At 72.1% G+C, this 21,816-nt stretch carries 27 protein-coding genes; 11 read left to right on the top strand and 16 right to left on the bottom strand.

Translation table 11 applies throughout. The features are described 5' to 3' along the window. The first annotated feature begins 8 nt into the window (after positions 1-8). Together ACIP4P_RS08575 and ACIP4P_RS08570 are read left to right on the top strand one after the other, a co-directional pair. Entirely contained in the window at positions 9-353 is a 345-nt protein-coding gene (locus ACIP4P_RS08575) for a hypothetical protein (RefSeq protein WP_400916054.1), read from the top strand. A gap of 11 nt (positions 354-364) precedes the next feature. Beyond that, positions 365-1,096, top strand: a complete 732-nt coding sequence (locus ACIP4P_RS08570; RefSeq protein ID WP_400916052.1) for a hypothetical protein — start codon at positions 365-367, stop codon at positions 1,094-1,096. A gap of 112 nt (positions 1,097-1,208) precedes the next feature. Here ACIP4P_RS08570 and ACIP4P_RS08565 read toward each other — a convergent pair whose 3' ends face one another. After that, the gene (locus tag ACIP4P_RS08565) at positions 1,209-1,877 is read right to left on the bottom strand and encodes a hypothetical protein (RefSeq protein WP_400916050.1); all 669 of its coding nucleotides are present in this window, start codon (positions 1,875-1,877) and stop codon (positions 1,209-1,211) included. Between the two features lie 111 nt (positions 1,878-1,988). Between ACIP4P_RS08565 and ACIP4P_RS08560 the strand changes: the two genes are divergently transcribed. Then, positions 1,989-2,615, top strand: a complete 627-nt coding sequence (locus tag ACIP4P_RS08560; protein WP_400916049.1) for a TetR/AcrR family transcriptional regulator — start codon at positions 1,989-1,991, stop codon at positions 2,613-2,615. A gap of 48 nt (positions 2,616-2,663) precedes the next feature. Here ACIP4P_RS08560 and ACIP4P_RS08555 read toward each other — a convergent pair whose 3' ends face one another. Next, complete coding sequence (locus tag ACIP4P_RS08555; RefSeq protein ID WP_400916047.1) at positions 2,664-3,128, bottom strand: MarR family winged helix-turn-helix transcriptional regulator; 465 nt, start codon at positions 3,126-3,128, stop codon at positions 2,664-2,666. A 65-nt stretch (positions 3,129-3,193) separates the two neighbouring features. On the opposite strand from ACIP4P_RS08555, the gene ACIP4P_RS08550 reads away from it, so the two are divergent. From ACIP4P_RS08550 to ACIP4P_RS08535, 4 genes are all read left to right on the top strand, one after another. Then, positions 3,194-4,162, top strand: coding sequence for a saccharopine dehydrogenase NADP-binding domain-containing protein (locus tag ACIP4P_RS08550; protein ID WP_400916045.1), 969 nt, complete (start codon positions 3,194-3,196; stop codon positions 4,160-4,162). Continuing rightward, positions 4,159-4,917 carry an MBL fold metallo-hydrolase gene (locus tag ACIP4P_RS08545; protein ID WP_400916043.1) on the top strand — a complete coding sequence of 253 codons (759 nt, stop codon included), beginning with the start codon at positions 4,159-4,161 and terminating at the stop codon, positions 4,915-4,917. Before ACIP4P_RS08550 ends, ACIP4P_RS08545 begins: the two co-directional genes overlap by 4 nt. 209 nt (positions 4,918-5,126) lie before the next feature. Further along, a complete protein-coding gene (locus ACIP4P_RS08540; RefSeq protein ID WP_400916042.1) occupies positions 5,127-5,705 on the top strand; it encodes a GrpB family protein in 579 nt (192 codons plus the stop codon). Between the two features lie 192 nt (positions 5,706-5,897). Beyond that, positions 5,898-8,156, top strand: a complete 2,259-nt coding sequence (locus ACIP4P_RS08535) for a multicopper oxidase family protein (RefSeq protein ID WP_400916040.1) — start codon at positions 5,898-5,900, stop codon at positions 8,154-8,156. Positions 8,157-8,228: 72 nt separating this feature from the next. Here the strand turns inward: ACIP4P_RS08535 and ACIP4P_RS08530 are convergent, their stop codons facing one another. The 3 genes from ACIP4P_RS08530 to ACIP4P_RS08520 form a co-directional block, all read right to left on the bottom strand. Next, the gene (locus ACIP4P_RS08530) at positions 8,229-8,447 is read right to left on the bottom strand and encodes a hypothetical protein (protein ID WP_400916039.1); all 219 of its coding nucleotides are present in this window, start codon (positions 8,445-8,447) and stop codon (positions 8,229-8,231) included. A gap of 38 nt (positions 8,448-8,485) precedes the next feature. After that, positions 8,486-8,695: a cold-shock protein gene (locus ACIP4P_RS08525; RefSeq protein WP_400916037.1), complete on the bottom strand. Its 210-nt coding sequence runs from the start codon at positions 8,693-8,695 to the stop codon at positions 8,486-8,488. A 287-nt stretch (positions 8,696-8,982) separates the two neighbouring features. Further along, complete coding sequence (locus tag ACIP4P_RS08520; RefSeq protein ID WP_400916035.1) at positions 8,983-10,038, bottom strand: HEAT repeat domain-containing protein; 1,056 nt, start codon at positions 10,036-10,038, stop codon at positions 8,983-8,985. Between the two features lie 120 nt (positions 10,039-10,158). Here ACIP4P_RS08520 and ACIP4P_RS08515 point away from each other — a divergent pair, with 120 nt between their 5' ends. Beyond that, positions 10,159-11,685, top strand: coding sequence for an SMI1/KNR4 family protein (locus ACIP4P_RS08515; RefSeq protein ID WP_400916034.1), 1,527 nt, complete (start codon positions 10,159-10,161; stop codon positions 11,683-11,685). 175 nt (positions 11,686-11,860) lie between these two features. Here ACIP4P_RS08515 and ACIP4P_RS08510 read toward each other — a convergent pair whose 3' ends face one another. Then, the gene (locus ACIP4P_RS08510) at positions 11,861-12,082 is read right to left on the bottom strand and encodes a hypothetical protein (RefSeq protein ID WP_400916033.1); all 222 of its coding nucleotides are present in this window, start codon (positions 12,080-12,082) and stop codon (positions 11,861-11,863) included. A gap of 485 nt (positions 12,083-12,567) precedes the next feature. Here ACIP4P_RS08510 and ACIP4P_RS08505 point away from each other — a divergent pair, with 485 nt between their 5' ends. The 3 genes from ACIP4P_RS08505 to ACIP4P_RS08495 all read left to right on the top strand — a co-directional run bounded on the left by ACIP4P_RS08505 (position 12,568) and on the right by ACIP4P_RS08495 (position 14,788). After that, positions 12,568-12,771 (top strand): cold-shock protein, encoded by a 204-nt coding sequence (locus tag ACIP4P_RS08505; protein ID WP_030916923.1) that lies wholly within the window; start codon positions 12,568-12,570, stop codon positions 12,769-12,771. A 222-nt stretch (positions 12,772-12,993) separates the two neighbouring features. Then, complete coding sequence (locus ACIP4P_RS08500; RefSeq protein ID WP_400916032.1) at positions 12,994-14,388, top strand: DEAD/DEAH box helicase; 1,395 nt, start codon at positions 12,994-12,996, stop codon at positions 14,386-14,388. Between the two features lie 154 nt (positions 14,389-14,542). Beyond that, the gene (locus ACIP4P_RS08495) at positions 14,543-14,788 is read left to right on the top strand and encodes a hypothetical protein (RefSeq protein WP_400916030.1); all 246 of its coding nucleotides are present in this window, start codon (positions 14,543-14,545) and stop codon (positions 14,786-14,788) included. A 49-nt stretch (positions 14,789-14,837) separates the two neighbouring features. On the opposite strand, the gene ACIP4P_RS08490 is transcribed toward ACIP4P_RS08495, so the two are convergent. The 10 genes from ACIP4P_RS08490 to ACIP4P_RS08445 all read right to left on the bottom strand — a co-directional run bounded on the left by ACIP4P_RS08490 (position 14,838) and on the right by ACIP4P_RS08445 (position 21,768). After that, positions 14,838-16,016: a methyltransferase domain-containing protein gene (locus ACIP4P_RS08490; protein ID WP_400916029.1), complete on the bottom strand. Its 1,179-nt coding sequence runs from the start codon at positions 16,014-16,016 to the stop codon at positions 14,838-14,840. Then, on the bottom strand, positions 16,013-16,159 hold the full coding sequence (locus tag ACIP4P_RS08485) for a hypothetical protein (protein WP_350516995.1): 147 nt from the start codon (positions 16,157-16,159) through the stop codon (positions 16,013-16,015). The genes ACIP4P_RS08490 and ACIP4P_RS08485 overlap by 4 nt, the downstream gene beginning before the upstream one ends. Positions 16,160-16,699: 540 nt before the next feature. Next, the gene (locus ACIP4P_RS08480; protein ID WP_400916027.1) at positions 16,700-17,548 is read right to left on the bottom strand and encodes a helix-turn-helix domain-containing protein; all 849 of its coding nucleotides are present in this window, start codon (positions 17,546-17,548) and stop codon (positions 16,700-16,702) included. A gap of 9 nt (positions 17,549-17,557) precedes the next feature. Then, positions 17,558-18,070, bottom strand: coding sequence for a DUF6879 family protein (locus ACIP4P_RS08475; protein WP_400916026.1), 513 nt, complete (start codon positions 18,068-18,070; stop codon positions 17,558-17,560). 8 nt (positions 18,071-18,078) lie between these two features. Continuing rightward, positions 18,079-18,345, bottom strand: coding sequence for a hypothetical protein (locus tag ACIP4P_RS08470; protein ID WP_400916024.1), 267 nt, complete (start codon positions 18,343-18,345; stop codon positions 18,079-18,081). 283 nt (positions 18,346-18,628) lie between these two features. Next, a complete protein-coding gene (locus ACIP4P_RS08465) occupies positions 18,629-19,153 on the bottom strand; it encodes a hypothetical protein (RefSeq protein ID WP_400916022.1) in 525 nt (174 codons plus the stop codon). A 112-nt stretch (positions 19,154-19,265) separates the two neighbouring features. After that, the gene (locus ACIP4P_RS08460; RefSeq protein ID WP_400916020.1) at positions 19,266-19,718 is read right to left on the bottom strand and encodes a MaoC family dehydratase N-terminal domain-containing protein; all 453 of its coding nucleotides are present in this window, start codon (positions 19,716-19,718) and stop codon (positions 19,266-19,268) included. A 5-nt stretch (positions 19,719-19,723) separates the two neighbouring features. Next, positions 19,724-20,482: an enoyl-ACP reductase FabI gene (gene fabI / locus ACIP4P_RS08455; RefSeq protein WP_400916018.1), complete on the bottom strand. Its 759-nt coding sequence runs from the start codon at positions 20,480-20,482 to the stop codon at positions 19,724-19,726. 84 nt (positions 20,483-20,566) lie between these two features. After that, entirely contained in the window at positions 20,567-21,283 is a 717-nt protein-coding gene (gene fabG / locus ACIP4P_RS08450) for a 3-oxoacyl-ACP reductase FabG (protein WP_400916017.1), read from the bottom strand. Next, positions 21,283-21,768 carry an SET domain-containing protein-lysine N-methyltransferase gene (locus ACIP4P_RS08445; protein ID WP_400916015.1) on the bottom strand — a complete coding sequence of 162 codons (486 nt, stop codon included), beginning with the start codon at positions 21,766-21,768 and terminating at the stop codon, positions 21,283-21,285. The genes fabG and ACIP4P_RS08445 overlap by 1 nt, the downstream gene beginning before the upstream one ends. Positions 21,769-21,816 lie beyond the last annotated feature (48 nt).

The following is a 21,816-nucleotide window of genomic DNA, read 5'->3' as shown; positions in this document are numbered from 1 at the left end:
GCACCCCCATGAGCACCCTTCCGGGCGCCCGCGGCTACTCGCCGACCGCCGTCGTCCTGAACCTCCTGCTGGGGCTGCCCGGCGTCGTACCGGTCTGGCTGCTCTACCAGTTCGCCGTCAACTGGCCACTCGCCGCGCTCGGTTGGACCGACCGCGAGCCGACGGACAACGACGGCGTCCTGCCGTGGCTGCTGCTGCCCGGACCGGTGGTGCTCGGCTCCGGCGCGCTGTGGTGGCTCGCCAACCGGGCCGTACGGCGGCGCACGGCCCCGGGCGGCTCCCGCGCGGGGTACTGGCTGACGAGCGTCCTGCTGACCCTGGTGCCCACCGTCGTGCTGATCATCGTTCTGTAGGAGACATAGGAATGGAAGACGTGCAGCTCGGAATCACCCGGACCACCCGGATCACCCGGCGGACCGCGGTCAGGGGCGCCGCCGTCATCGGCACGGCCGCCGCCGCGGCCGTCCTGCTCCCGGGAACCGCCTCGGCGGACGTTCCCGCCTCACCCGGAACCCGCGAACGGGAACCGGAACGGGACCTGCCGACCAGCGCCAACGGCTGGACCCTGGAGAAGGAGGCCAACCACGTCTCCACCGTCTGGACCCGCCAGGTGGCGGGCACCGGACTCGCGGTCGACATCCGGATCGGCGACGTGGAGGAGATCCTCGTCCACGTCATCCGGCGCTTCCACTACGAGGTGGAGGAACTCCCCGGCGGCGACCTGCTCGGCTGGCAGGAGATCGGCGGCCTGCGCAAGGCCCTGCCGGAGTCGAACCTCGCCTCCGGCACGGCGGTGCGCATCCGCCCGGGCGCCTCGGCCAAGGGCGGCTTCTTCGCCCACCAGGAACTGGTGCTGCGGGACATCCTCGCCGAGTGCCGGGGCGTCGTGCGCTGGGGCGGCGACGACGACGAGGTCGACGAATCGCTCTTCTACATCACGCCCGGCCCGAAGGACCGCCGGGTCACCCAACTCGCCGACGAACTCCGTGGCTGGGCCACCCGCCCCGGCGAGGGCGCGGGCACCCCGGTGGACGTCCAGTCCCCGCGCCGCCGCACCGAAGCGGCCAACCTCGCCCGCACCCAACGCACCTCCTGACCCTCCCGGCCCCGGGCAACCGAAGGGCCCCGACCGGTTCAACCGGTCGGGGCCCTTCGTCGTCTCCGTGCCGGTCCCACCGCGCCGCGGGCGGTCGCGAGGGCGCCGAGGGTCAGACCGCCGCCTGGCCCGCCGCAGGGCGGAGCCGGCGGCGGGCGGCCCACGCCACCGCCGCGAGGGCGAAGCCGTAGACGGAGACCAGCCCGTGGCCGTTGTCCTGGGCGAGCCACATGGCGAGGCCGAGCACCGGGACGCCGGCCGCCAGGGCGATCTCCTTGGGGAGGCGGGTGCGGGTGAGGAGGGCGAGGGCGAGGGTGGCGCCGAGGAAGTAGGTGGCGCCGGAGCTGCCGGCGAAGTTGCGGGGGTCGGTGCTGGGGCCGTCGCCGAAGCCGAGCAGGTCGTCGATCCGGCCGGGCAGCACGATGCCGGCGAGGAAGAAGCCGAGGGTGAGCGGGCCGCCCCAGTACCACTGGGCGAGCGCGGCCACGGCGGCGAGGGTGACCAGGTTCCACAGGCCGCCGAAGAGGCCGCCGTTCTGCATGAACACCGAGGTGAACTCGCGCCACCAGCCCGACTTGGCCGGGTCCGCGTCCAGCGCGTCCATGGCACCCGACCACACCAGCTGGAGCAGCACGCCGCCGACGGCGACGGCCGTCAGGGCGATCGCCGCCCACGGCAGCGGCCGCCCGCGCAGGGTGTCGCGACCGACGACGCCCAGCCCGCAGTTGACCATCATGACCATCAGCGCGGCTGTGGTCAGGTTGAAAACGATCGCCCCCATGACTGGACGCCTCCCCCGGGCTCCGGTGTTTTCCAACACCGTTCGAAACTTGACGGGGCAAAGCTAGCACAGTTTTCGAACGGCGTTGGAAAACGTTGTACGGTGGACCGCATGAAGCTCACCAAGGACCGCATCGTCGACGCGGGCATGGCCGTCTTCGCCGAGGTCGGCTACCAGAACCTGTCCATGCGCCAGGTCGCCGACCGGCTCGACGCCCACGCGGGCAGCCTCTACTACCACGTACGCGGCAAGGACGAACTGCTCGCCCTGATGGCCGACCGGGTCTGCCGCCAGGCCTACGACGCCGGCACCGAAGCCCTGACCGCGCTCCCGGCCACCGCACCCTGGACGGACCGCATCGAGGCCCAGGCCGCCGCCCTGCGCCTGAGCATCAAGCAGCACCCCGGCGGCGCCCAACTCCTCGCCGAGAGCCCAGGCCGACTCAGCACCGGCGCGCTCTCCCTGATGGAACGCCTGCTGCGCACCCTCCTCGACGCCGGACTGCCCGCCGAGCACTGCGGCATCGCCGCCGACACCCTGCTCAGCCACGTCACCGGCTTCGTCCTCCAGGAGCAGAACCAGCCGTCCTCCCCACCACCCGTGACCGCCGAGCTCTACGCCGACCTGTGCGAGCGATTCCCGCTGGTCATGGGCGACCTGATCCCCCGCATCAGCCAGGACGACAAGTTCACGCGGAGCCTGCGCCTGCTCTGCGCCGGCTTCGCGGCGCTGTCCTGATCGATCCCGCCAGCCCCACGAGCTCCGCGCCTGAACTGGATCCCTCGCTCAGCGGGGGAAGCGGCTGCCGATCGCCCGGGCGGCGTCGGTGCCGTCGAGCAGCGTACGCAGCAGGCCGACCAGGGTCTCGGTCTCGGCGGCGGTGAGCCGCCCGCCCATCTCGGCGGTGAGCCGCCCGGTCGCCTCGCCGAGACTTCCGGCCAAGTCCCGCCCCTCGTCGGTGAGTTCGAGCAGGACGGCGCGGCGGTCCTGCCCGTGCGGGGCGCGACTGACCAGGTCGCGCTGGACCAGGGAGTCGACCAGCCGGCTGGGGCTGCCCTGCTCGCAGACCAGCAGCCGGCCGAGCTCGGCGAGGGTGACCGGCTGGTGTCCGACCAGCACGTCGAGCACCTCGGCCTGAGCGGGCGTCAAACCGAGGTGGCGCAGCGCGTCCCCGAGGCGGCGGCTGCCCTCGCGCTGGGCGGCGAGCAACAGGTAGCGCAGTTCGTCTGGGTGATCGGTCGGCCTCGGCACCGCGCCAGCCTATCAATGACGCGACATTGATGACACGACATCGATGTCGTGTCATCATTCCTGCCATGCGAACCGACTTCCTCCTCCTCGGTGCCACCGGCGCCACCGGACGGCTGATCGCCCGCCGGCTGGCCCGCAGCGGCGCCGCCCTCACCCTGGCCGGCCGGGACACCACCCGCCTGGACGCGGCGGCCGCCGACCTCGGCACCACCGGCTCCGTACGGGTCCGGGCCCTGGACCTCGACGACCCCGACGCGCTGCCCGCCCTCGCGGCCTCGGCACGGGTGCTCGTCAACACCGTCGGCCCGTTCACCCGGCTCGCCCCGCCGGTGATCGCCGCCTGCCTCGCCACCGGCACCGCGTACCTCGACCTCGCCAACGAGCGGGCCGCCGTCCGCGACCTGCTCGACCGCGACGGCGAGGCGCGGCAGCACGGCACCACCCTGGTCACCGGCGCCGGTTTCGGCCCCGCCGCGACCGAGGCTCCGCTGCTCGCCCTGCTCGGGCAGACCGGTGGCGGACCGGGCCCGCGGCCCGCCGCGGTGACCCTCGCCTCCGCCGCGCGCAGCGCCTACGACACCACTGGCGTCCGCACCACGGTCGCCGAGGCCGGCACCGAGGGCGCCGCCCGCTACCGGAACGGCCGACTGATCCACCAGCCCCTCGGCAGCGGCGCCACCACGCTTGCCTTCGGCGGCGCCACCCGACCGGTCGTCCCCGTGCCGGTCGGCGACCTGGAGGCCGCCCACCGCCTCACCGGGGCGCCCGAGATCACCGCCTTCGCCGTTCCGCGCGGCGCCGCCGCCCCCGACGGCCGCTCCCACGGCCACGCCGAACTCCGCGACCGGAACGGCCTGGTCCACCGCGCCGGGCTGAGCACCGGCGAGGCCTTCGCCTTCACCGCCGCACTGGCGGCCGCCACCGCGATCCGGCTGCTCGACGGTCTGCCGGACGGTGCCTGGACAGCAGCCAGGCTGCTCGGCGCCGAGACCGTCGCGGCCCTGCCCGGCACCTCGATCGAGATCGCCCGATGAGCGGCCCGCCGACCACCCCGGTGACGGTCCACCGGCTCGGCGACCGGCTGGTCAACTTCTACCTCGTCGACACCGGCCCGGCCCTCGTCCTCGTCGACGCGGGCCTGCCCGCCCACTGGGACGGCCTGCTCGCCACACTGCGCAGGCTCGACCGGCCGATCACCGACATCGCCGCCGTCCTGATCACCCACGCCCACCCCGACCACGTCGGCCTCGCCGAACGCGTCCGCACCGCCGCCGGCGCCGAGGTCTGGGTCCACGAGTCCGACGCGCCGATCGTCGCCGAACCCCGGCGACTCACCGAACTCTGGCGCCCCGAACGGACCTTGCTCCGCTACCTGCTGCGCCACCCGGCCGGGCTGCGCGGGCCCCTGCACCTTGCCCGGCACGGCGCCCTGCGGACCCCTGCCGCCCGCGAGCTGCGCACCTTCACCACCGGCGGCAGACTTGACCTCCCCGGCCGCCCACTGGCCCTGCACACCCCCGGCCACACCCTCGGCAGCACCAGCTACCTCTTCCCCGAGTCCTCGCTCGCGTTCACCGGCGACGCCCTGGTGACCAGCGACACCGTGACCGGCCGGCTCGGCCCCTGCCTGATCTGCCGGGCCTTCACCCACGACAGCGCCGCCGCCCTCGACTCCCTCCACGAGCTGGCCGCCCACCACGTCGACACCGTCCTCCCCGGCCACGGCGCCCCCTGGACCGCCGGCCTCCCGGCCGCCGCTCGCCACGCGGTGGCCGCCGGAATCCGCTGAGCCGGTGCCGCTCGCCACGCCAGGGCCGATGAACGAAGCGCCCGACCCACCGGCGGGCTCTTCGTTGTGAGCGTTCGGAGAAGCGCCGCGAACGGGTTGCCAGTGGTGACCTTGTCCGTGTGGAGTGCCGGGGCACCCCGCCGGCGGGTCGCGGAAGGTGGTCCCGCCCCCCTGTGGGGCCACTCGAACAAGGCGTAGCGTGTGGCGACATGCCCTTTCCCGATGAGCGCGGCCAGGTGGCCGTGGTGGAGTACCGCCCGCAGTGGCCGGTGGAGTTCGAGCTGCTTGCAGGGGAGTTGCGGGACGCACTGGGTGGCCTCGCGCTCGGGGTCGACCACGTGGGGTCCACGTCGGTGCCGGGCCTGCCGGCCAAGGACTGCATTGACGTGCAGGTGCGGATGAGGTCGATCGACGAGGCCCGGGATGTGCCGCTGCTCGCGGCGATCGGCTTCCGGTGCCGTCCGGAGCCGTGGAACCGCGTCGAGGTCTCCGGCGGCCGGCGGTGCCACAAGCTCGTCTTCGCGCCGCCGGCCGGCGCCAGGTCGTGCAACGTCCACCTGCGGGAGGGCGCCGGACCCAATGCCCGCTTCGCCCTGCTGTTCCGGGACTACCTGCGGGCGGACGAGGACGCCCGTCGGGCGTGGGGGGCGTTCAAGCAGCGGCTGGCGCTGAGCGTGCCGGACCTGTTGGACTACGGGCAGATCAAGGCCCCCGCTACGGAGGTGTTGATGGCTGCGGCCGAACGGTGGGCCGCCGGTACCGGTTGGCGCGGTCCCGAAGCGGCTTGAGCCAGGCAGATCATCTGATGTGCGTGCCGCCGTTGTGCAGCTGCACGGCATGTGGAAACCGAAAAGTTCCGTGCGCAGCGCGGCGATCTCCGACAGAAAGCGATCGCCCATATTCTCTCCGTAGTCAAAATGAGCCTACTGGGGGGCATCGATCGGCGGACGCATGACGGATCGCCTTCAGAAAGGCCTGCCATGTCGGAGAAGGAAAGCGGCGCCCTGTTCGAGCCGGCCCGGCTGAGCCGTCGGCGACTACTGCTCGCGGGATGCCTCGGCGCCACGTCCATCAGCACCCTCAACGGGCTGTTCCACCCGCAACGGGCCGCGGCGTCGGTCCTTCAGCAGCAGACTCCGCTGCCGGGCGCGCAGATCCCCAAGTACCTGACGCCGCTGCCGACGTTCGGCGGACAGCGGGTCGGCGCGTCCTCGATGACGACCGCCTTCGTCGAGTTCCCCCAGCACGTGCTGCCGCCCACGGTGTACCCGGACACGTACCGCGACGGCACCTGGGTGTGGGGGTACCAGGTCGCGGACCGGCCGGCGAGTTGGCCGGGCTGCACCGTCGAGGCCTGGGAGGGCCGCCCCACCACCGTCCGCTACGTCAACAACCTGCCGGGGGTCGACGGCGGATCACGGGTGGCTCCGCTGTTGACGGTCGACCAGACCCTGCACTGGGCCGATCCGCTGGACCGGATGGGCTCCTTCGACCCGTACCGCGGTCCGATCCCGGCCGTCGCGCACCTGCACGGCGGCGAGGTGCCGTCCACGGTCGACGGCGGACCGCAGGGCTGGTTCACCTCGGCCGGCCAGCGCGGCTCCGGGTACGCCACGAGCGCCCCGGCGGCGCCGAACGAGGCCGTGTACGAGTATCCGAACGCCCAACCGGCGGGCACCCTCTGGTTCCACGACCACGCCCTCGGCGTGACCAGGCTCAATGTGTTCGCCGGGCTCGCCGCCTTCTACCTGGTGCGCGACCGGTACGACACCGGCCGCCCGGACAATCCGCTGGGGCTCCCGGCCGACCCGTACGAGATCGAACTCGCCATCCAGGACCGGCAGTTCGACACCCATGGGCAGCTGCTCTTCCCCGACGGCTCGAATCCGGCAGCCGCGCTGGTCATCCCGCCGCAGAACCCGCAGGCGCACCCGTTCTGGATCTCCACCTACCTGGGTGACGCGATGGTGGTCAACGGCCGTACCTGGCCGGTGCTCACCGTCGAACCGCGGCGCTACCGCTTCCGCTTCCTCAACGGGTGCAACGCGCGGTACCTGTCGATGAGCCTCACCGAGGCGCCGAACGCGGACCGGGCCGACGCGCCCTCCGCGGTCGCGTTCTGGCAGATCGGCACCGACACCGCGCTGCTCGACGCCCCCGTGGAGCTCAACACCCCCGGGCAACCGAATCCGCGCCGGCTCACCCTGGCACCGGCGGAACGTGCCGATGTGATCATCGACTTCTCCGGGCTCGCCGGCAGCTCACTGATCCTGACCAACACGGCGGCCCACTCGTTCCCGCTCGGCCCGCAGCCGGACCCGTCCGTGGACGGTCAGGTCCTGCGCATCGACGTGACCCTCCCGCTCTCCGGCCGCGACACCACGTACGACCCGGCGTCCGGTGTGCCGTTGCGCGGCGGGCCCGGGCGTCCGGAGCCGATCGTGCGGCTCGCCGACCCCGGCACCGGCCAGGTCGCCCCCGGGGTGCACGTGGACGCCAACCGCCAACTCGTGGTCAACGAGCAGGACACCGTCCCGTGCGCGGTACAGCCGCCCGACAACCTCTGCGGCACCATCATCGCGCTGGTCAACAACAGCATGTGGACCGGCCTGCGCGGCGGCACCAGCACACCGATCGAAGGCTCCCGGCTCGACCGGTACAACCAGGGACTGTGGCTGACCGAACAGCCGCGCGTCGGCGCCACCGAAATCTGGGAGATCCTCAACACCTCCGACTTCGCCCACCCCATGCACCTCCACCTGGTCAGCTTCCAGGTCCTCAACCGGCAGTGCATCAAGGTCGACGACTATCTCAACGCCTGGGCCGCGGAGTTCCCCGGGGGCACCTACGATGGACAGCTCTGCGACGGCACCATCGGCAAGGTCGACTACCCGCCCGGCACGATCATCCCCGGCTACGGGCCGCCCCGCGACTACCTCGCCCCGAACGCCGACGGCGCGCTCGGCGGCAACCCCGCCTTCAGCCCCTTCCTGACCGGCCCGATCCTGCCGCCGGACCCGAACGAGGCCGGCTGGAAGGACACCGTCAACACCAACCCGGGACAGGTGACCAGGCTGATCGCCCGCTGGGCACCCAGCACGGTCCGGGTGGCGGACGTCGCCGCCGGGGAGAACCACTTCCCCTTCGACCCCACCGAAGGGCCCGGCTACGTCTGGCACTGCCACATCATCGATCACGAGGACAACGAGATGATGCGCCCGTACGCGCCGACGCCCTGACCCACCGGGGCCCTTACGCCCGAGACCGTGCCCAGGGCGGGGCGGACACTCCGCCCCGCCCGTCGCGGCCGGTCAGGCCGGGGAGTCCCCGTTGGTGCAGGTCAACCAGGACCGGGTGATCGTCTTCGCCTCGTCCGCCTGCTCCGGGGTGACGACGCCCTCGACGTCCGGGTTGCGGCCCAGGAAATCCCGGACGGATTCGCGCTCGTCGGCACTGACCACCCAGACGGACGAGGTGGAGGACCCGTCGTCGTGCCAGTCGAGCACGCTCAGCGTATGCCTGTGAGCCATCGTGTCCTCCCAGCCGATCGGTGAACGGAACGGGATGCTCAGAGCGGCCTGACGTTCTCCGCCTGCAGGCCCTTCTGGCCCTGGGTGACGTCGTACTCCACCGGCTGGTTCTCCTCCAGGGAGCGGAACGAGCCCGGGCCCGCCGCGATCGCCGAGAAGTGGACGAAGACGTCGGCGCCGCCGTCGTCCTGCTCGATGAAACCGAACCCCTTCTCGGCGTTGAACCACTTGACCTTGCCTGTAGCCACGGCCCCTCCTGAGGGGGTGAGGGCGGCGTCCCACTGATCGACCAGCGGATACGTCGCCGAAAGGCGACTGCCGGTCCCACCGTAATGCCGACCTCCCCTCCGCGCGCGTCGCCGGGGCTCACGGAGCCGGGCGGAGGCCCCTCGAAACCGCCGCTTCCGGTCGGGGCCTGCTTCGTCACCGTCCGAGCGCGCGAGACGTGCGAGGACTTCTCGCGCCCCGCCGTGCTCGGCGGGGCAGTACTACGGCCCCGGCGGGCGCATCGAGGTCAAGGGCCGCCCCCGGCTGGTCACCTCCCGCCCGCACCGGCTTCGGGCCCGGTCATCGCCAGGTCGGCTGCAACCAGTTCGGCGGCGCGTGCGGGATCGCCACCTGCCCGTGCGAGCAGCGCCTCGACGTCGTACCCCGACGCCCCGGAGCCGGCACCGAGGCCGAGGGACAGGCCCCAGTCGAAGCGTTCCATGGAGAGGCCGGCGTCCAGGTCGGGGCGGAGCAGATCGAGCGCGGACACCAACTCCCAGGCGAAGGCGTCCAGCTGGGCCCGCCACACCGGGTCGCAGGCGTGCACGGCAGCGGTGACCCCGGCACCGTCGGGCTGATACTCCAGCAAGGCCGGCAGCAGCTCGGGGACACCCATGATCTGCGCCGCCCTGAACGTGAGGACGTGTGCGCCCTCGGGGTTGTCGAGCAGCTCCGCCAGCAGCGGGACGGCGCGCGGATCGTGTCGCCGGGCCAGTCCGTGGATTCCTTCCGCACGGGCATCGGCGTTCTCGTCGGCCGTCCGCTCCCAGAGCGCGGCCCGGATCGCGGGGCTGTCGGCCTCGACCTGGAAGCCCAGGGTGAACGTCGCCCAGTTGCGGACGTCCGGGTCCGCGTCACGGGTCAGCGTGATGAGTGCGCGGATGTCCGGTCCGTCCGGCAGGCCGGTGACGACCCCCGCGAACGAGCCGGCCACCTGCTGGCGGACCTCGGCGTCGGGATGCCCGGCGAGAGCAACGAGGACGGGGACGGCGCGTGGGTCGTACGTCCTCTCGATCGCGCGCGCAAGGGACCACAGCACGCGGCCTTCGGTCTCCCGTTCCGCGAGGGCGACCAGCCCGGTCGCCGCCCGGGCGCGGACCGCCTCGTTCTGATCGCTCGTACGGCCCAGCAGATCACAGCCCGTCTCGCGCTCGATCGGATCATCCGACCCGATCAGCTCCAGGCCGAGCGGCAGCGACGCCGCCCCGTCGGCGGCCGCCCGCCGCAGCAGCGTTCCGTACTCGTCCCAGTCATCCGTCTCGACGGCGACGCACGCCGCTGCCAGTGCCTGCCCGACGAGTTCCGCCACCGTGCCCGTTTCCATCCGGGCATTCTGGTGTACGCACCCCGAATGCGCATGGGAATTCGGCGCCGGCCGACTGCCGATCGCACTGTCACAGCCTGCTGACATGATCGTCCGAACAGCACGGACGAGGGGGCGGACATGGACCTGGCGGTGGAACAGGCGGCGCGGCAGATCACCGCGGAGATCGTCGCGCGGGCGCCGGAGGGCTGGGCGGAGTGCGTGCTGCGGGCGCACGGGGGCCGGAGGGGCACTGGCGTGTACGGCAGCGGTTACGTGGTGCCGAGCCGTCCGGGCTCCCACTTCAGCGTGCCGTCGCCGTTCGAGAGCCTCGCCTCGCTGGCGTCCCGGTTCCGGGACAGCCACGGCTGGGAGTCCATCGCCCTGGAGTTGACCTGCCGCCCGTCCGGCGCCTTCGAGCTGGTGGTGTTCCGGGACGCGCTGAAGCCCGAGGGCCACCGCGAGGACGGCTGGACACTGACTCTCGACCCCGACTTCCGGCCGTCCGAGCCGGGCGCCGTCGACGGCGCGGAACCGTCCGATCCGCGCCGGGCCGGGGACCCGGCGGAGGCGGTCGAGCGACTGCGGGCCGTACTCCGACAGGACGCCGAACTCCCCAGCTCGGAACGGCAGTTGCCGGCGCCCGTCACCGAGGAACAGCTCGCCACCGCGGAGCGTCGCCTCAGGCGGGCACTCCCCGCGGACCTGCGCGCGCTGTACCTGGAGGCCGACGGGGACGGCGGCAGCGAGGCACTGGACGGGTACTGCTGGCTGTCGCTCGACAGGGCGCTGGCCGCACACGACGAGTACATCGGCGTCCCGACCTGGTTCGGCTGGGGCCTCGGCTGGCGCCAGGTGGTCTTCGACGCCGACCCGCCGAACACGGTGCGCCGTAGCTCGGGGCATCCGGGCTGGCTCCCGTTCGCCACCTGGTTCGACGGCAACTACTTCGCCGTGGACCTCGCACCGGCCGCAGAAGGCCGCCCAGGCCAGGTGATCGAGGTCGGCCGGGACTTCACCACGGGCCCGCGCTACGTCGCCTCCTCCGTCACCGCCTGGCTCGGCCAGCTCCTGGGGCAGCCCGATCCGCACACCCCGCAGCAAGCCGGGGACGGGGCGCGCAAGTTGGTGGTCTCCGCGCTGGACGAGCAGCTCGCGCCGGGCCTCCAGGCGATCCACCTCAACGACGCCCGGTCACCCGTCGACCTCGCCCCGCTCTCCGCCACCACACGGTTGCGGCGCCTGCACCTCAACCGCTGCACCACCACCGACCTGTCCCCCGTGGCCGCGCTCCCCGTCGAGGACCTGACCGTCGGCCTCGCCGCCGAGGCCGACCTCACCCCGCTCACCGGCCACCCGCAGCTCGCCTCGCTCGCCGTCGCCTCCGAGACACCGACCGACCTCGCCCCGCTGCGCACCCTGCCCGCGCTGCGCTCCCTGGACCTGTCCCGCTGTACCACCCCGGACTTGGCGTTGCTGGCCGACCTACCCGGCCTGCGCTACCTGGCCCTCTCCGCCACCCAGTGGGCAGCCCTGATCGCCGCCGATCGTCTCCCCGCCCACCTCGCCGCCGCTCGCATCGCCGGAGCCCCGTCCCTCACCGCCGCCCTCGACCTGCTCACCGCCCTCGGCGTCGACACCTCCACCGCCTACCGCCTCTCCGGATGAAGCAGAAAGCCGGCGGCGTGGGTTTCGAGGGCGAGGTCCGGCGACCGATGCGGCAGGAGAAGCGGCTCGGCGAGATCGTGCTCGACGAGGTCGGCGCCGGTCAGCCGGCGCCGGGCAGGCAGCCGCGTGGGGCCCCGGCCGGACGGAACCTCGGCGGGGGCCTGCGGCGGTCGGGTCAGAGGTTGAACATCCCGGAGTACGGCTCGGTGATGCGTTCCTGGCGCGACCCGAAGTCGACCAGTACTGCGGCTTCGCCTTCGACGCCGATGACCCGGCCGAGGCCGTAGGCGTCGTGGGTGACGCGGTCGCCGAGGGCGAAGTGCTTGCGCGGCGCTTCGACCTTGGCCTTGAAGGGACTGGTGGGCAGGTGCCGGCGGACTGCTTCAGGTTTTCTCATCCACGCCAGTATGCGCCGTGGAACGCCGGGGACAACCATTTCGGACGGCCCGGGATCAGGGATGCCCGAAATGCCGGACGTGTCGGACGGCACTCCCCCGGACTCCCCCCGGGAGCGTGGGCCCGGAGGACCACCACGGGTCGGCCACCTTGCCAGGGGGGCGCACCGGGCGGCCGCGAGCCGCCGGACCAACTACCCGGTCCGGAAAGATCATTGGCGTACCGGACCGCACCGGCCAGGACCGGCCCGCCGGCGCCGGCGGCGACCTCCGCCGAAACCGGGGTGGAAATGTCCCCCCGCAGCGAGCCTGGAGCTGCTACAGTCGAGCTAGTTGCAGTAGTGGTTCCCATGAACTTTGTGTGCGCCTGCTGATTTCTGCAGGCGCATTTTTGTTTTCCGGATCTTTTCCGGGCGGGCACTCATCGCGGTGACTCGGTACTCGTATCGTGCGAGTGTCGGAAGGTCCCTTGAAGGAGATTTTTTACATGGCTAATGGCACCGTGAAGTGGTTCAACGCGGAAAAGGGCTTCGGCTTCATCGAGCAGGAGGGTGGCGGCCCGGACGTCTTCGCCCACTACTCGAACATCAACGCCAGCGGTTTCCGCGAGCTGCTCGAGGGCCAGAAGGTCGAGTTCGACGTCACGCAGGGCCAGAAGGGCCCGCAGGCCGAGAACATTCGCCCGCTGTAGTTCCCATTGCCACGGCAACCACGTGGCAACGAGGGGGCCCGCACCGCGCACTTGATGCCCGGTGCGGGCCTCTTTGCGTCTTTGCGTCTATGCGTCACCACGTGCCGACAGGCTGTAACGCACGGCGCCACGCCCTGGCGGTCCACGGTTCAGGGTTCTCCGCTCCCGCTCTCCCGGTGAGCGCCGACGTACGTCACCTGCCGTCCCGAGGAGGGCCTCCGCATGAACCGTTCCAGCCGTCCTCCGCATCGGGAGTTCGCGGTGCCGACGTGCACCGTGCCGGGGCTGCCCCCCGTCGAGTCCTTCAACGAGCTGGACATGCCGGAGGAACTGCTGCGGGTCCTGACGCGGCGGGGCGTCACCGCCCCCTTCCCGATCCAGGCCGCGACGCTGCCGAACTCACTGGCTGGCCGCGACGTGCTGGGACGGGGCCGCACCGGCTCCGGCAAGACGCTCGCGTTCGGCCTCGCCGTGCTGGCCGGCATCGCCGGGCAGGAGGCCGCGCCGCGGTCTCCGGTCGCGCTGATCCTGGTCCCCACCCGTGAGCTGGCGCAGCAGGTCACCGAAGCCCTCACCCCGTACGTCCACGCGATGCGACTGCGGATGGCCACCGTGGTCGGAGGGGTGCCGGTCCGCCGCCAAGCGCAGGTACTGAACCGCGGCGCGGAGATCGTGGTGGCCACGCCCGGGCGGCTGGGGGACCTGATCGAGCGCAGGCTCTGCCGGCTGGACCGGGTCGCCGTCACCGTCCTCGACGAGGCCGACCAGATGACCGACCTGGGCTTCCTGCCGGAGGTCACCGCCCTCCTCGAACAGGTCGCCGAGGGCGGCCAGACGATGCTGTTCTCGGCCACCCTGGACCGCAACGTCGACAGCCTGGTGCGGCGCTTCCTGAAGGACCCGGTCACCCACTCGGTGGACCCCTCCGCGGGGGCGGTCAGCACCATGGAGCACCACGTGCTGCACGTGCAGAACTCCGACAAGAACGCCACGATCGCCCACATCGCCTCCCGTGACGGCCGGGTGATCATGTTCATCGACACCAAGCAGGGCGCCGACCGCCTGGTCGAGAACCTGCTCGCGAGCGGCGTGAAGGCCGCGGCCCTGCACGGGGGCAAGTCCCAACCGCAGCGCACCCGCACCCTGGAGCAGTTCCGCACCGGGCAGGTGGCCGCGCTCGTCGCGACCGACGTCGCCGCCCGCGGCATCCACGTCGACGGCCTCGACCTGGTCGTCAACCTGGACCCGCCCGCCGACCACAAGGACTACCTGCACCGCGGCGGACGCACCGCCCGGGCCGGCGAGTCCGGCACCGTCGTCACCCTGGTCCTCCCCGGCCAGCGCCGCGGGATGGACCGGATGATGACCGCGGCCGGCATCACCCCCGTCACCACCAGGGTCCGGGCCGGCGACGGGGAACTCACCCGGATCACCGGCGCCCGGGTCCCCACCGGCGTGCCCGTCACGATCCCCGACCCCGTCGTCGAACGGCCCCGCCACAACCGGTCCACCGGTCGGAACCGTCCCGGCCGCCCCGCCCCCACCGGCCGCGCCCGGCTGACCGCCGACGGCTCGCGCGGCAGCTCGCCCCGGTCGGGCAACGGACAGCCGTCGTAGGACCGCGCACGGCGTCGGGAACCGACGGCGCCCTGCTCCCGGCCCGGCGCGGCCCTGCGCCCGGCCGGGGTCGCCCGGCAGGCGGTGCGGAACGGATCAGACCGTACAGAACCAGCCGCTCCCGACCGGAGTCGAGAGCGCCACGTCGACGCCGATGCCGACTCCGACTCCGGTGGCCGGCAACTCCCCTGATCCGGGCCGCTGTTCGGCCTGCGGTGGGCCTCCCCCGGCGGTCGCGGCGTCGTACGTCTACGCCATCGGTCGGATCGAACCGCACGTCCCGCGGTCGTCGGTCGAGAAGGAGTTCGCCCAGGCCGTCTCCCGGGCCGAGACGGCGGCCGGGACGATGCTCACTCTGACTTCGCGCGGGACCGGCGGTTCGGTCACGTGCACTCCGTGAAGGGGCCCGTCCCGGCCGTTCTTCCCCAGGTCGGCCGGGACGGGGCGGGTCAGTCCCTGGTGGGGACGGGGTTGTCGGGGGTGTCGAGCCAGGCGGTGTGGCGCTCGGGGGTGACGGTGAGGCCGAAGCGGTTGAAGCCGGGGCGGCCGTGGTCGTCCCACCAGCGGTAGGCGGCCTCCACCTCGTCCCACAGGTTGCGGGGGCCGGACTGGTAGACCTCGTATTCGGTGCGGTCGCGCTCGTAGTCGGCGGACGCCCACGACTTCTTGTCGCGGCTGTGGAGCCACAGCGTGTAGGCGTCGTTGTCGTAGCGTTCCGCCCGCCAGAACGCGCCCGGCACGGCAAGCCCGATGACGAACTGCTGGAACCACTTCCCGGTGTCCCACGGGGACAGCGTGGTCATGGTCCTGACGCCGTCGGCCGGCCACGGCACGCCGTGCAGGTACTCGTCGAACACCGGCCGCTCGGTGCGCTGTTGGCGCAGCCGCATGAACGCGGAGCCGCCGGTGAAGCGGCCGGTCGCGCTGGTGCCGTCGTCGTTCACGGTGAGGCGGACGATCTGCTCGCCGCCGTACTCGGTGCCGAACGGGGCGATGATCACCGCGCCGGGGGCCGACTGCTCCAGCCAGGCCGCAGGGATCTCCAGCAGTGAGCAGGTGGCGATGATCCGGTCGTAGGGGGCGCCCTGAGGCCAGCCCCTCTGGCCGTCGCCCTCGACCACGGTCGGGGCGAGGCCCGCCCGTTCCAGGTTCTCCCGGGCACCGCGGGCTACGTCCGGGTCGTATTCGACGGACACGACGTTCGGCTTCCCGAGGCGATGGGCGAGCAGGCCCGCGTTCCATCCGGTGCCCGTGCCGATCTCCAGCACCCGGTCACCCGGCCTCACGTCCAGGTCGCGGAGCATGGAGGCGACCATGGTCGGCATGGAGTTGGACGAGCTGGGGGTCGTGCCGAGGCCGTCGCCCTCGTGGTCGCCGTCGTCCCACTGCGTGGTCAGCGGGATGTCCGAGTAGACGGCCCGCCGCCAGGCCCTGGGGTCCTTGGACCGGTAGACGGCGGGGTTCTGGCGGGTGCCGTCCGCGATGCCCGGCCAGATGCGGTCCGGGACGAACAGTTCGCGGGGCACGGCCTTGAAGGAGGGGAGCCAGTCCGAGGAGAGCGCGCCGCTGGCCACCAGCGCGGAGGCGAACCCCTGGGGGCCCGCCTCCTTGTGCGTCTCGCCGGTCACCGACCGCCGCCCGCCGGGTTCTGGCCGTCGGAGGTGTTGCCGCCCTCGTCCGAGCCGCCCCCGCCGTGCCCGGAGCCCTTGTTGCTGTCGTCCTGCTGCTTGCCGCCCTTGCCGTCGCCGCTTCCGCTTCCGCGCTTGCCCATCTCTGCACCTCCGTGCTGGTCGCGGCCGGCGGGCGGCCGCCCGCCGGAACAGCTTGTCCGGTGGAGTTCCGGACGGCGCGCCGAACACCCTTGCGGCGTACGGCGCGTGGCTCCCCGGGCGTGCTTGACCACGGTCCGGGGATGTCCCGCCCAGGCGCGGGACATGGTGTTCGGGTTCAGTCGTCGGGGTCGCGCCGGACCGGGTCGCCCTCGATCACGTTGTTCACGCCGTCCTCCTTCCGGCCGCGCACACGGCGCAGGAGCAGAGGGAGCGCACGGCGGCAATCTGGAAGGAGCGTTCCCGCGCTCGGGGCTCGCTCTGCGGCCTGGGCCGCCCGATAGTCGTCCAACGGGTTCCACCCGGCTGGGGGCCGCTGTCGTTCGGACTTCGAGGGGCCGGTCGCGACCTCGCGGTACTCACGCTTGGAGTTGCGTCTCGCCATCGGTCTGTCCTCCTTCGCCGTGGCGGCGGGGTGCGTGATAGACCGTAGGGAGTCGGCTACAGACGGTGCCAGGAAGTTGCACGCGGTTGCACAGCAGTCACCCGAGCGAGTCAAGCGCCTCTGCGATCAGGGCGCGAGCGGCGACGCCGTGTACGGCATCTGCGGAGAGTTCCGCGAACCGGCTGACGTACATGGACACCTCGGAGGGCTGTGTGATCTGGAGGTACCCGGAGACGAGTTCGACGTTGACCTGGGACGAGTCGTAGAGCGAGAACGCCTCGACGTGCATCGAGTGACGCTGATAGCCCCTCGGGACGATTCCCAGGCTCACGTTCGCCAGGGACGCAACAGTGACCAGGTGGGCAAGCTGGCCGGCGGCTACCTCAGCGCCGCCGAGGCCGTGGTGCAGGCACGCCTCTTCGATGATGAAGGCGAAGGTTCTTCCGTGGTCTCTCAGGATCTCCTGCCGCTCCATGCGCACCTGCACGGCCTCTTCCACGTCGTCCACGGCAACACGACGGCGCTGGGTGGCCTGGAGTACCGAGCGGGTGTAGTCCCGGGTCTGGAGGAGACCGTGCAGGATTCCAGGTGTGTACGCCCGGAACCGCGTGGTTCGCTCGTACAGCGGCAGAACCATCTGTTGGGCGCGCTTGAGCCCGCTCCGCTCCATGCGTCGCCACTCGGTGAACATGGTCTCTACCGAGCGGAGGGAAGCCACTAGGTCCGCAGCCTGGTCGTCCGCTCCGCAGGCCTTGCACCAATCCTTGACGTCCTGCTCGGACGGTGCGGTGATCGCGTTTTCGATGCGGGAGCACTTCGACTTGCTCCAACCGCAGGCGAAGGCGAGAGCAGGCCCGGTGAGTCCGGAGTCCTTGCGGATCTCCTTCAGCCGCTCGGCTAGGGCTTTCCGGGCCTGCTGAACGCTCGACGAGCGAGAGGTACGCATCTGATTCGGCTACTTGAGCACGTGGCTCTCGTGCGGAGTCGCCCTGTGCCACACGGCCTCGAAGGCGTTCTTCACGAGCCGAACGACGGCAGGTTCGGTGGTCCACTCACGGTCCACCACATCCCCGTCCCCCGAGAAGAAGGTGAACATGATCTTGGAGTCATCGAACATCCACAGGTCGGTTCCCGGCAGAGCGATGTCTGCCGCCAGGCGGCGCGGAAGCCAGCGAACCTGCTCGCCAATGGCCACGTTCAGGAACGTCACATGGTGTTCGTAGCGGATGTACTCCGTGACCGGCTCGGAGACGATCCGAGCCCGACGCATGACCACCCCACGGCCAATCAGCTCTCCGGCGACGTTGGTCCAGTTCTGGAACCACTCCGGCCGGTCGTCCGGGCTGTAGCGAAGACCCTCCCGATAGCGCTGGAACTGCGGATCGTTGGGCGTGTAGCTATCGCGCATCTCCAGGTGCACGGCAGAGAACCTGGCCTCTGCCATGGCCGTGGCGATCGGGTTGGACACGCTGCTCCTTACTCGTCCTCTTGGGTGGCCAACCTCGCGGCGAGGTCCACGATGAACTTGATCATTTCTTCCGGGAGGCGGATCACGGTCTCGTGGTCAGGCACGTCCGTCGAGTGCCCAGGGATCGAACCAACCTCCTTGCAACGACTCAAGTCCTCATCGCTGGCCTTGTAGGACTGGATGAGCAGGTCGCCGTTCTCCGGGTCACGCCAAATCGTCGGCGAGTCAACCTCTGGCGTGTTGGAGATGATCCCGATGAACTCTAGAGGCTGCACAGTGCTCCCTGGGGCTCCGGTTCCGCGTAGGTGCACAACCGATGGCCTCATCCTGGCGCGTACACAACCGGCCTGTCAGGCGTTTCCGCTGCTGACGACCCGACAACTCGGCGGCAGCGAGTCCAGCGAGTGCGCAAGTAGTCGTGTGGGCAAGAGGAGTCCCCGTGCGCCATGCCGCTCGACAGCGGCTGCGGGCGGCCTGGCGCTCCGGTTCCAGGGCGCGTTGGCGGATTCCTGCGACGGTCGGATCAAGTGCAACATCCCGGGCAAGCCGCCGGGGCGGTCAGCGGGGGTCGGCGGGGTGGGTCGGGGCGCGGCCGGGCCAGAGGGTGGTGAGGATCGGCCAGATCAGGCTGTAGACCAGGACCTTGGTGAGGGGGTTGAGCCAGACCAGCAGGGGGGCTCCTCGGTCGAGGCCGCCGACCAGGGCCACCAGGCCGAAGATCAGGCCGACGCTGATCCCGTAGGCCAGTAGGAAGCGCAGCCAGCCCAGCCAGGCGTCCGCGATGGCGGCGCGGCCGTAGAGCTTCGGCGGCGGGGGCGGCGGGTTCTCGGCGTAGCGGCGGGCGAACTTGGCGTCGGCCCAGCGGATCGTCCGGTGTCCGTAGACCACCGTGATGCCGAGGTAGGCCGCCGACAGGCCGTGCCAGACCGTCGGTTCGGCGCCGTCGCGGATGCTCAGCACGGTGGTCGCCAGCAGCACCACGTCGATCAGCGGGACGCAGAACAGCAGCAGCCCGCCGAGCCGGGGCATACCCGCCGCGTAGCGGGCCGCCAGGCCGGCCACCAGCAGGACCCAGAAGAGCACGTCGCAGGCGAGGATGAGCGTGAGGATGGCACGGTCCTTTCGTGTGACGGTTCGAACACCCATTGTCCCCGGCGGGGGTGCGGCCCGGCACCCGACGACCGGCGGGGGCCGGTCAGTCCGGTTCGGGGGCCGGACCGATCAGCGTGGTCCGGACGATGGCCACCCGGGCGCCGGTCGGGTCGTCGATCGTGGTCAGGAACACCACGCGCTCCCGGCCACCCTGACGGTCCATCAGTTCCGGGACGGCCTCGGCGGTCAGTTCGTCGCCGGCCCGCAACGCCCGCTCGAAGCCGAACCACTGCGCCACGTGGACCGCGCCCTCCGGAGCGAGGCCGAACTCCGGGTCCGCCAGCAGCTGCCAGTACGCCTCCCCCGCGACCAGCGCGGCGAAGGTCGGCGGCGCCGGCAGGTCCGGGTGACCGGCGGCCCGGGCGGCGGCCGGGTCGCGGTAGAGCGGGTTCGGGTCGCCGATGGCCGCGGCAAAGGAACGGACCGCCGCGCGGGTCACCAGGAACGGCTCCGGGGCCGCGAACGCCCGGTTCAGATAGGCCCGGTTGAGCACCACGGCGGTCAGCGGCCGACCGCGTGGGCGCCGCCGTCCACGTGGACGATCTCGCCCGTGGTGGCCGACAGCCAGTCCGACAGCAGGACGGCGCAGGCCCGCGCGGTCGGCGCGGCGTCCGCCGCGTCCCAGCCGAGCGGGGCGGCCTCGTCCCAGCCGTGCCCGTCGAAGCCCGGCACGCCGCGCGCGGCGGTGGTCGCCAGCGGCCCGGCCGCCACCAGGTTGACCCGGATCCCGCGCGGCCCCAACTCCTGGGCCAGGTACCGGGCGCAGGACTCCAGACCGGCCTTGGCCACGCCCATCCAGTCGTAGCCCGACCAGGCCCGCGACGCGTCGAAGTCCAGCCCGACCACCGAGCCGCCCGGGCCCATCATCGGCAGGGCCGCCGTGGTCAGCGCCTTGAGCGAGTAGGTCGAGACGTGGACGGCGGTCGCGACGTCGTCCCACGGCGTGCTCAGGAAGTTGCCGCCCAGCGCCGACGGCGGCGCGTACCCGATCGAGTGCAGCACGCCGTCCAGGCCGTCCAGGTGCGCGCCGACCCGCTCGGCCAGCGAGTCGAGCTGTCCGGCGTCGGTGACGTCCAGTTCGACCACCGGCGGCGGCTCGGGCAGCCGCTGGGCGACCCGCCGGACCAGGCTCGGCCGGCCGTGCGCGGTGAGGACCACCCGGCCGCCTTCCTCCTGGGCGACGCGCGCGACGTGGAAGGCGATCGAGGCCGGGGTGAGGACGCCGGTGATCAGCAGGCGCCGGCCGTCGAGGATGCCCATCGGTTCTCCGCTCGGTGCATGGGGTGTACAAGGTTCTCGGGAGGTAAGGGGGTTGGCGTAGGAGGGGTCGGCGGGATTCGGTCGTCAGTGGCCCATCGAGGAGCCGCCGTCCACCGGGACGAGCGCGCCGGTGACGTAGCCGGCGTCCGGCGAGACCAGGAAGCGGACCACCCGGGCGACCTCGACCGGCGCCGCCGTCCGGCCGAGCGGGATCTGCCGGACGTACTGCTCCCGCAGCTCCCGCGACAGCCCGTGCGTCATGTCGGTGTCGACCAGTCCCGGCGCCACGATGTTCACGGTGACGTTCCGGGGCCCCAACTCCCGGGCGAGGCTGCGCCCGAACCCGATCAGGCCCGCCTTCGACGCGGCGTAGTTGGCCTGCCCGGTGGAGCCCTGCAGGGCGACCACCGAGGACATCAGCACGATCCGCCCCCGGCCCAGGCGCAGCATGCCCCGGGTGGCCCGCTTCACCACCCGGTAGGCGCCGGTGAGGTTGGTGTCCAGCACCTCGGCGAAGGAGCGTTCGGACATCGTGGCGAGCAGCCGGTCCTGGACGATGCCCGCGTTGACCACGAGCACCTCCACCGGGCCGTGCGCGGCCTCCACCGTCCGGAACGCGGCGTCGACCCCGGCGGAGTCGGTCACGTCGCAGTGCACGGCGAGGGCGCCCTCGGGGGCGTCTCCCGCGCGGTGGGTGACGGCGACCCGCTCGCCGTCCGCCAGCAGTTCCTCGGCGATGGCGCGGCCGATGCCCCGGTTGCCGCCGACGACCAGGCAGGAGCGGGCCGGGGGGCGGTCCATCAGGCGGCCCCGACCGTCGCCTGCTGCGCCTCGACGCGCTCGGCGACGTGGTCGGCGAGGCGCTCGGCGACGTGCCGGTTCAGCGCGTGGCGGCGCAGCGCCTCCGGGGCGGCGGCGCGGGCACCCGCGATGGTGCCCAGGCAGTCGGCGGCCCCGCAGAGGCAGTCGAAGGGGCCGACCATGTCCCACTCGGTCGACGGGTAGAAGAAGGCCAGCTCCTCCCCCACCGCGACCGGCCGCAGGGCCCGCGCCTCCAGCCGCTCCGCGTCCACGTACACGTTCGGCGCGCAGGAGTGGTTGAGGTAGCGGACCTGCGGCCCGTCGATGTGCCGGTCGCCGACGTCGATGGTGTGGATCGACGGGGTGTCGGCGGTCACGCAGTGCCGGAGGTCGGCGATGACCTCGCCCTCGGCGAGCGCGCGGGCGGCGACGACGCCGGCGCCGTAGGGACGGTCCTGGACCACGAGGAAGGCGTTCTCGGACAACGGTGGTTCCCTTCTGTGCTGTGCTGGAAGACTCGGGTGGTGGTGCGG

This window comes from Kitasatospora sp. NPDC089509, assembly GCF_044749365.1.
Lineage (GTDB): Bacteria > Actinomycetota > Actinomycetes > Streptomycetales > Streptomycetaceae > Kitasatospora.
Note: the sequence above shows the minus strand (reverse complement) of the source record. Positions and strands in the feature narration are given on the sequence as shown.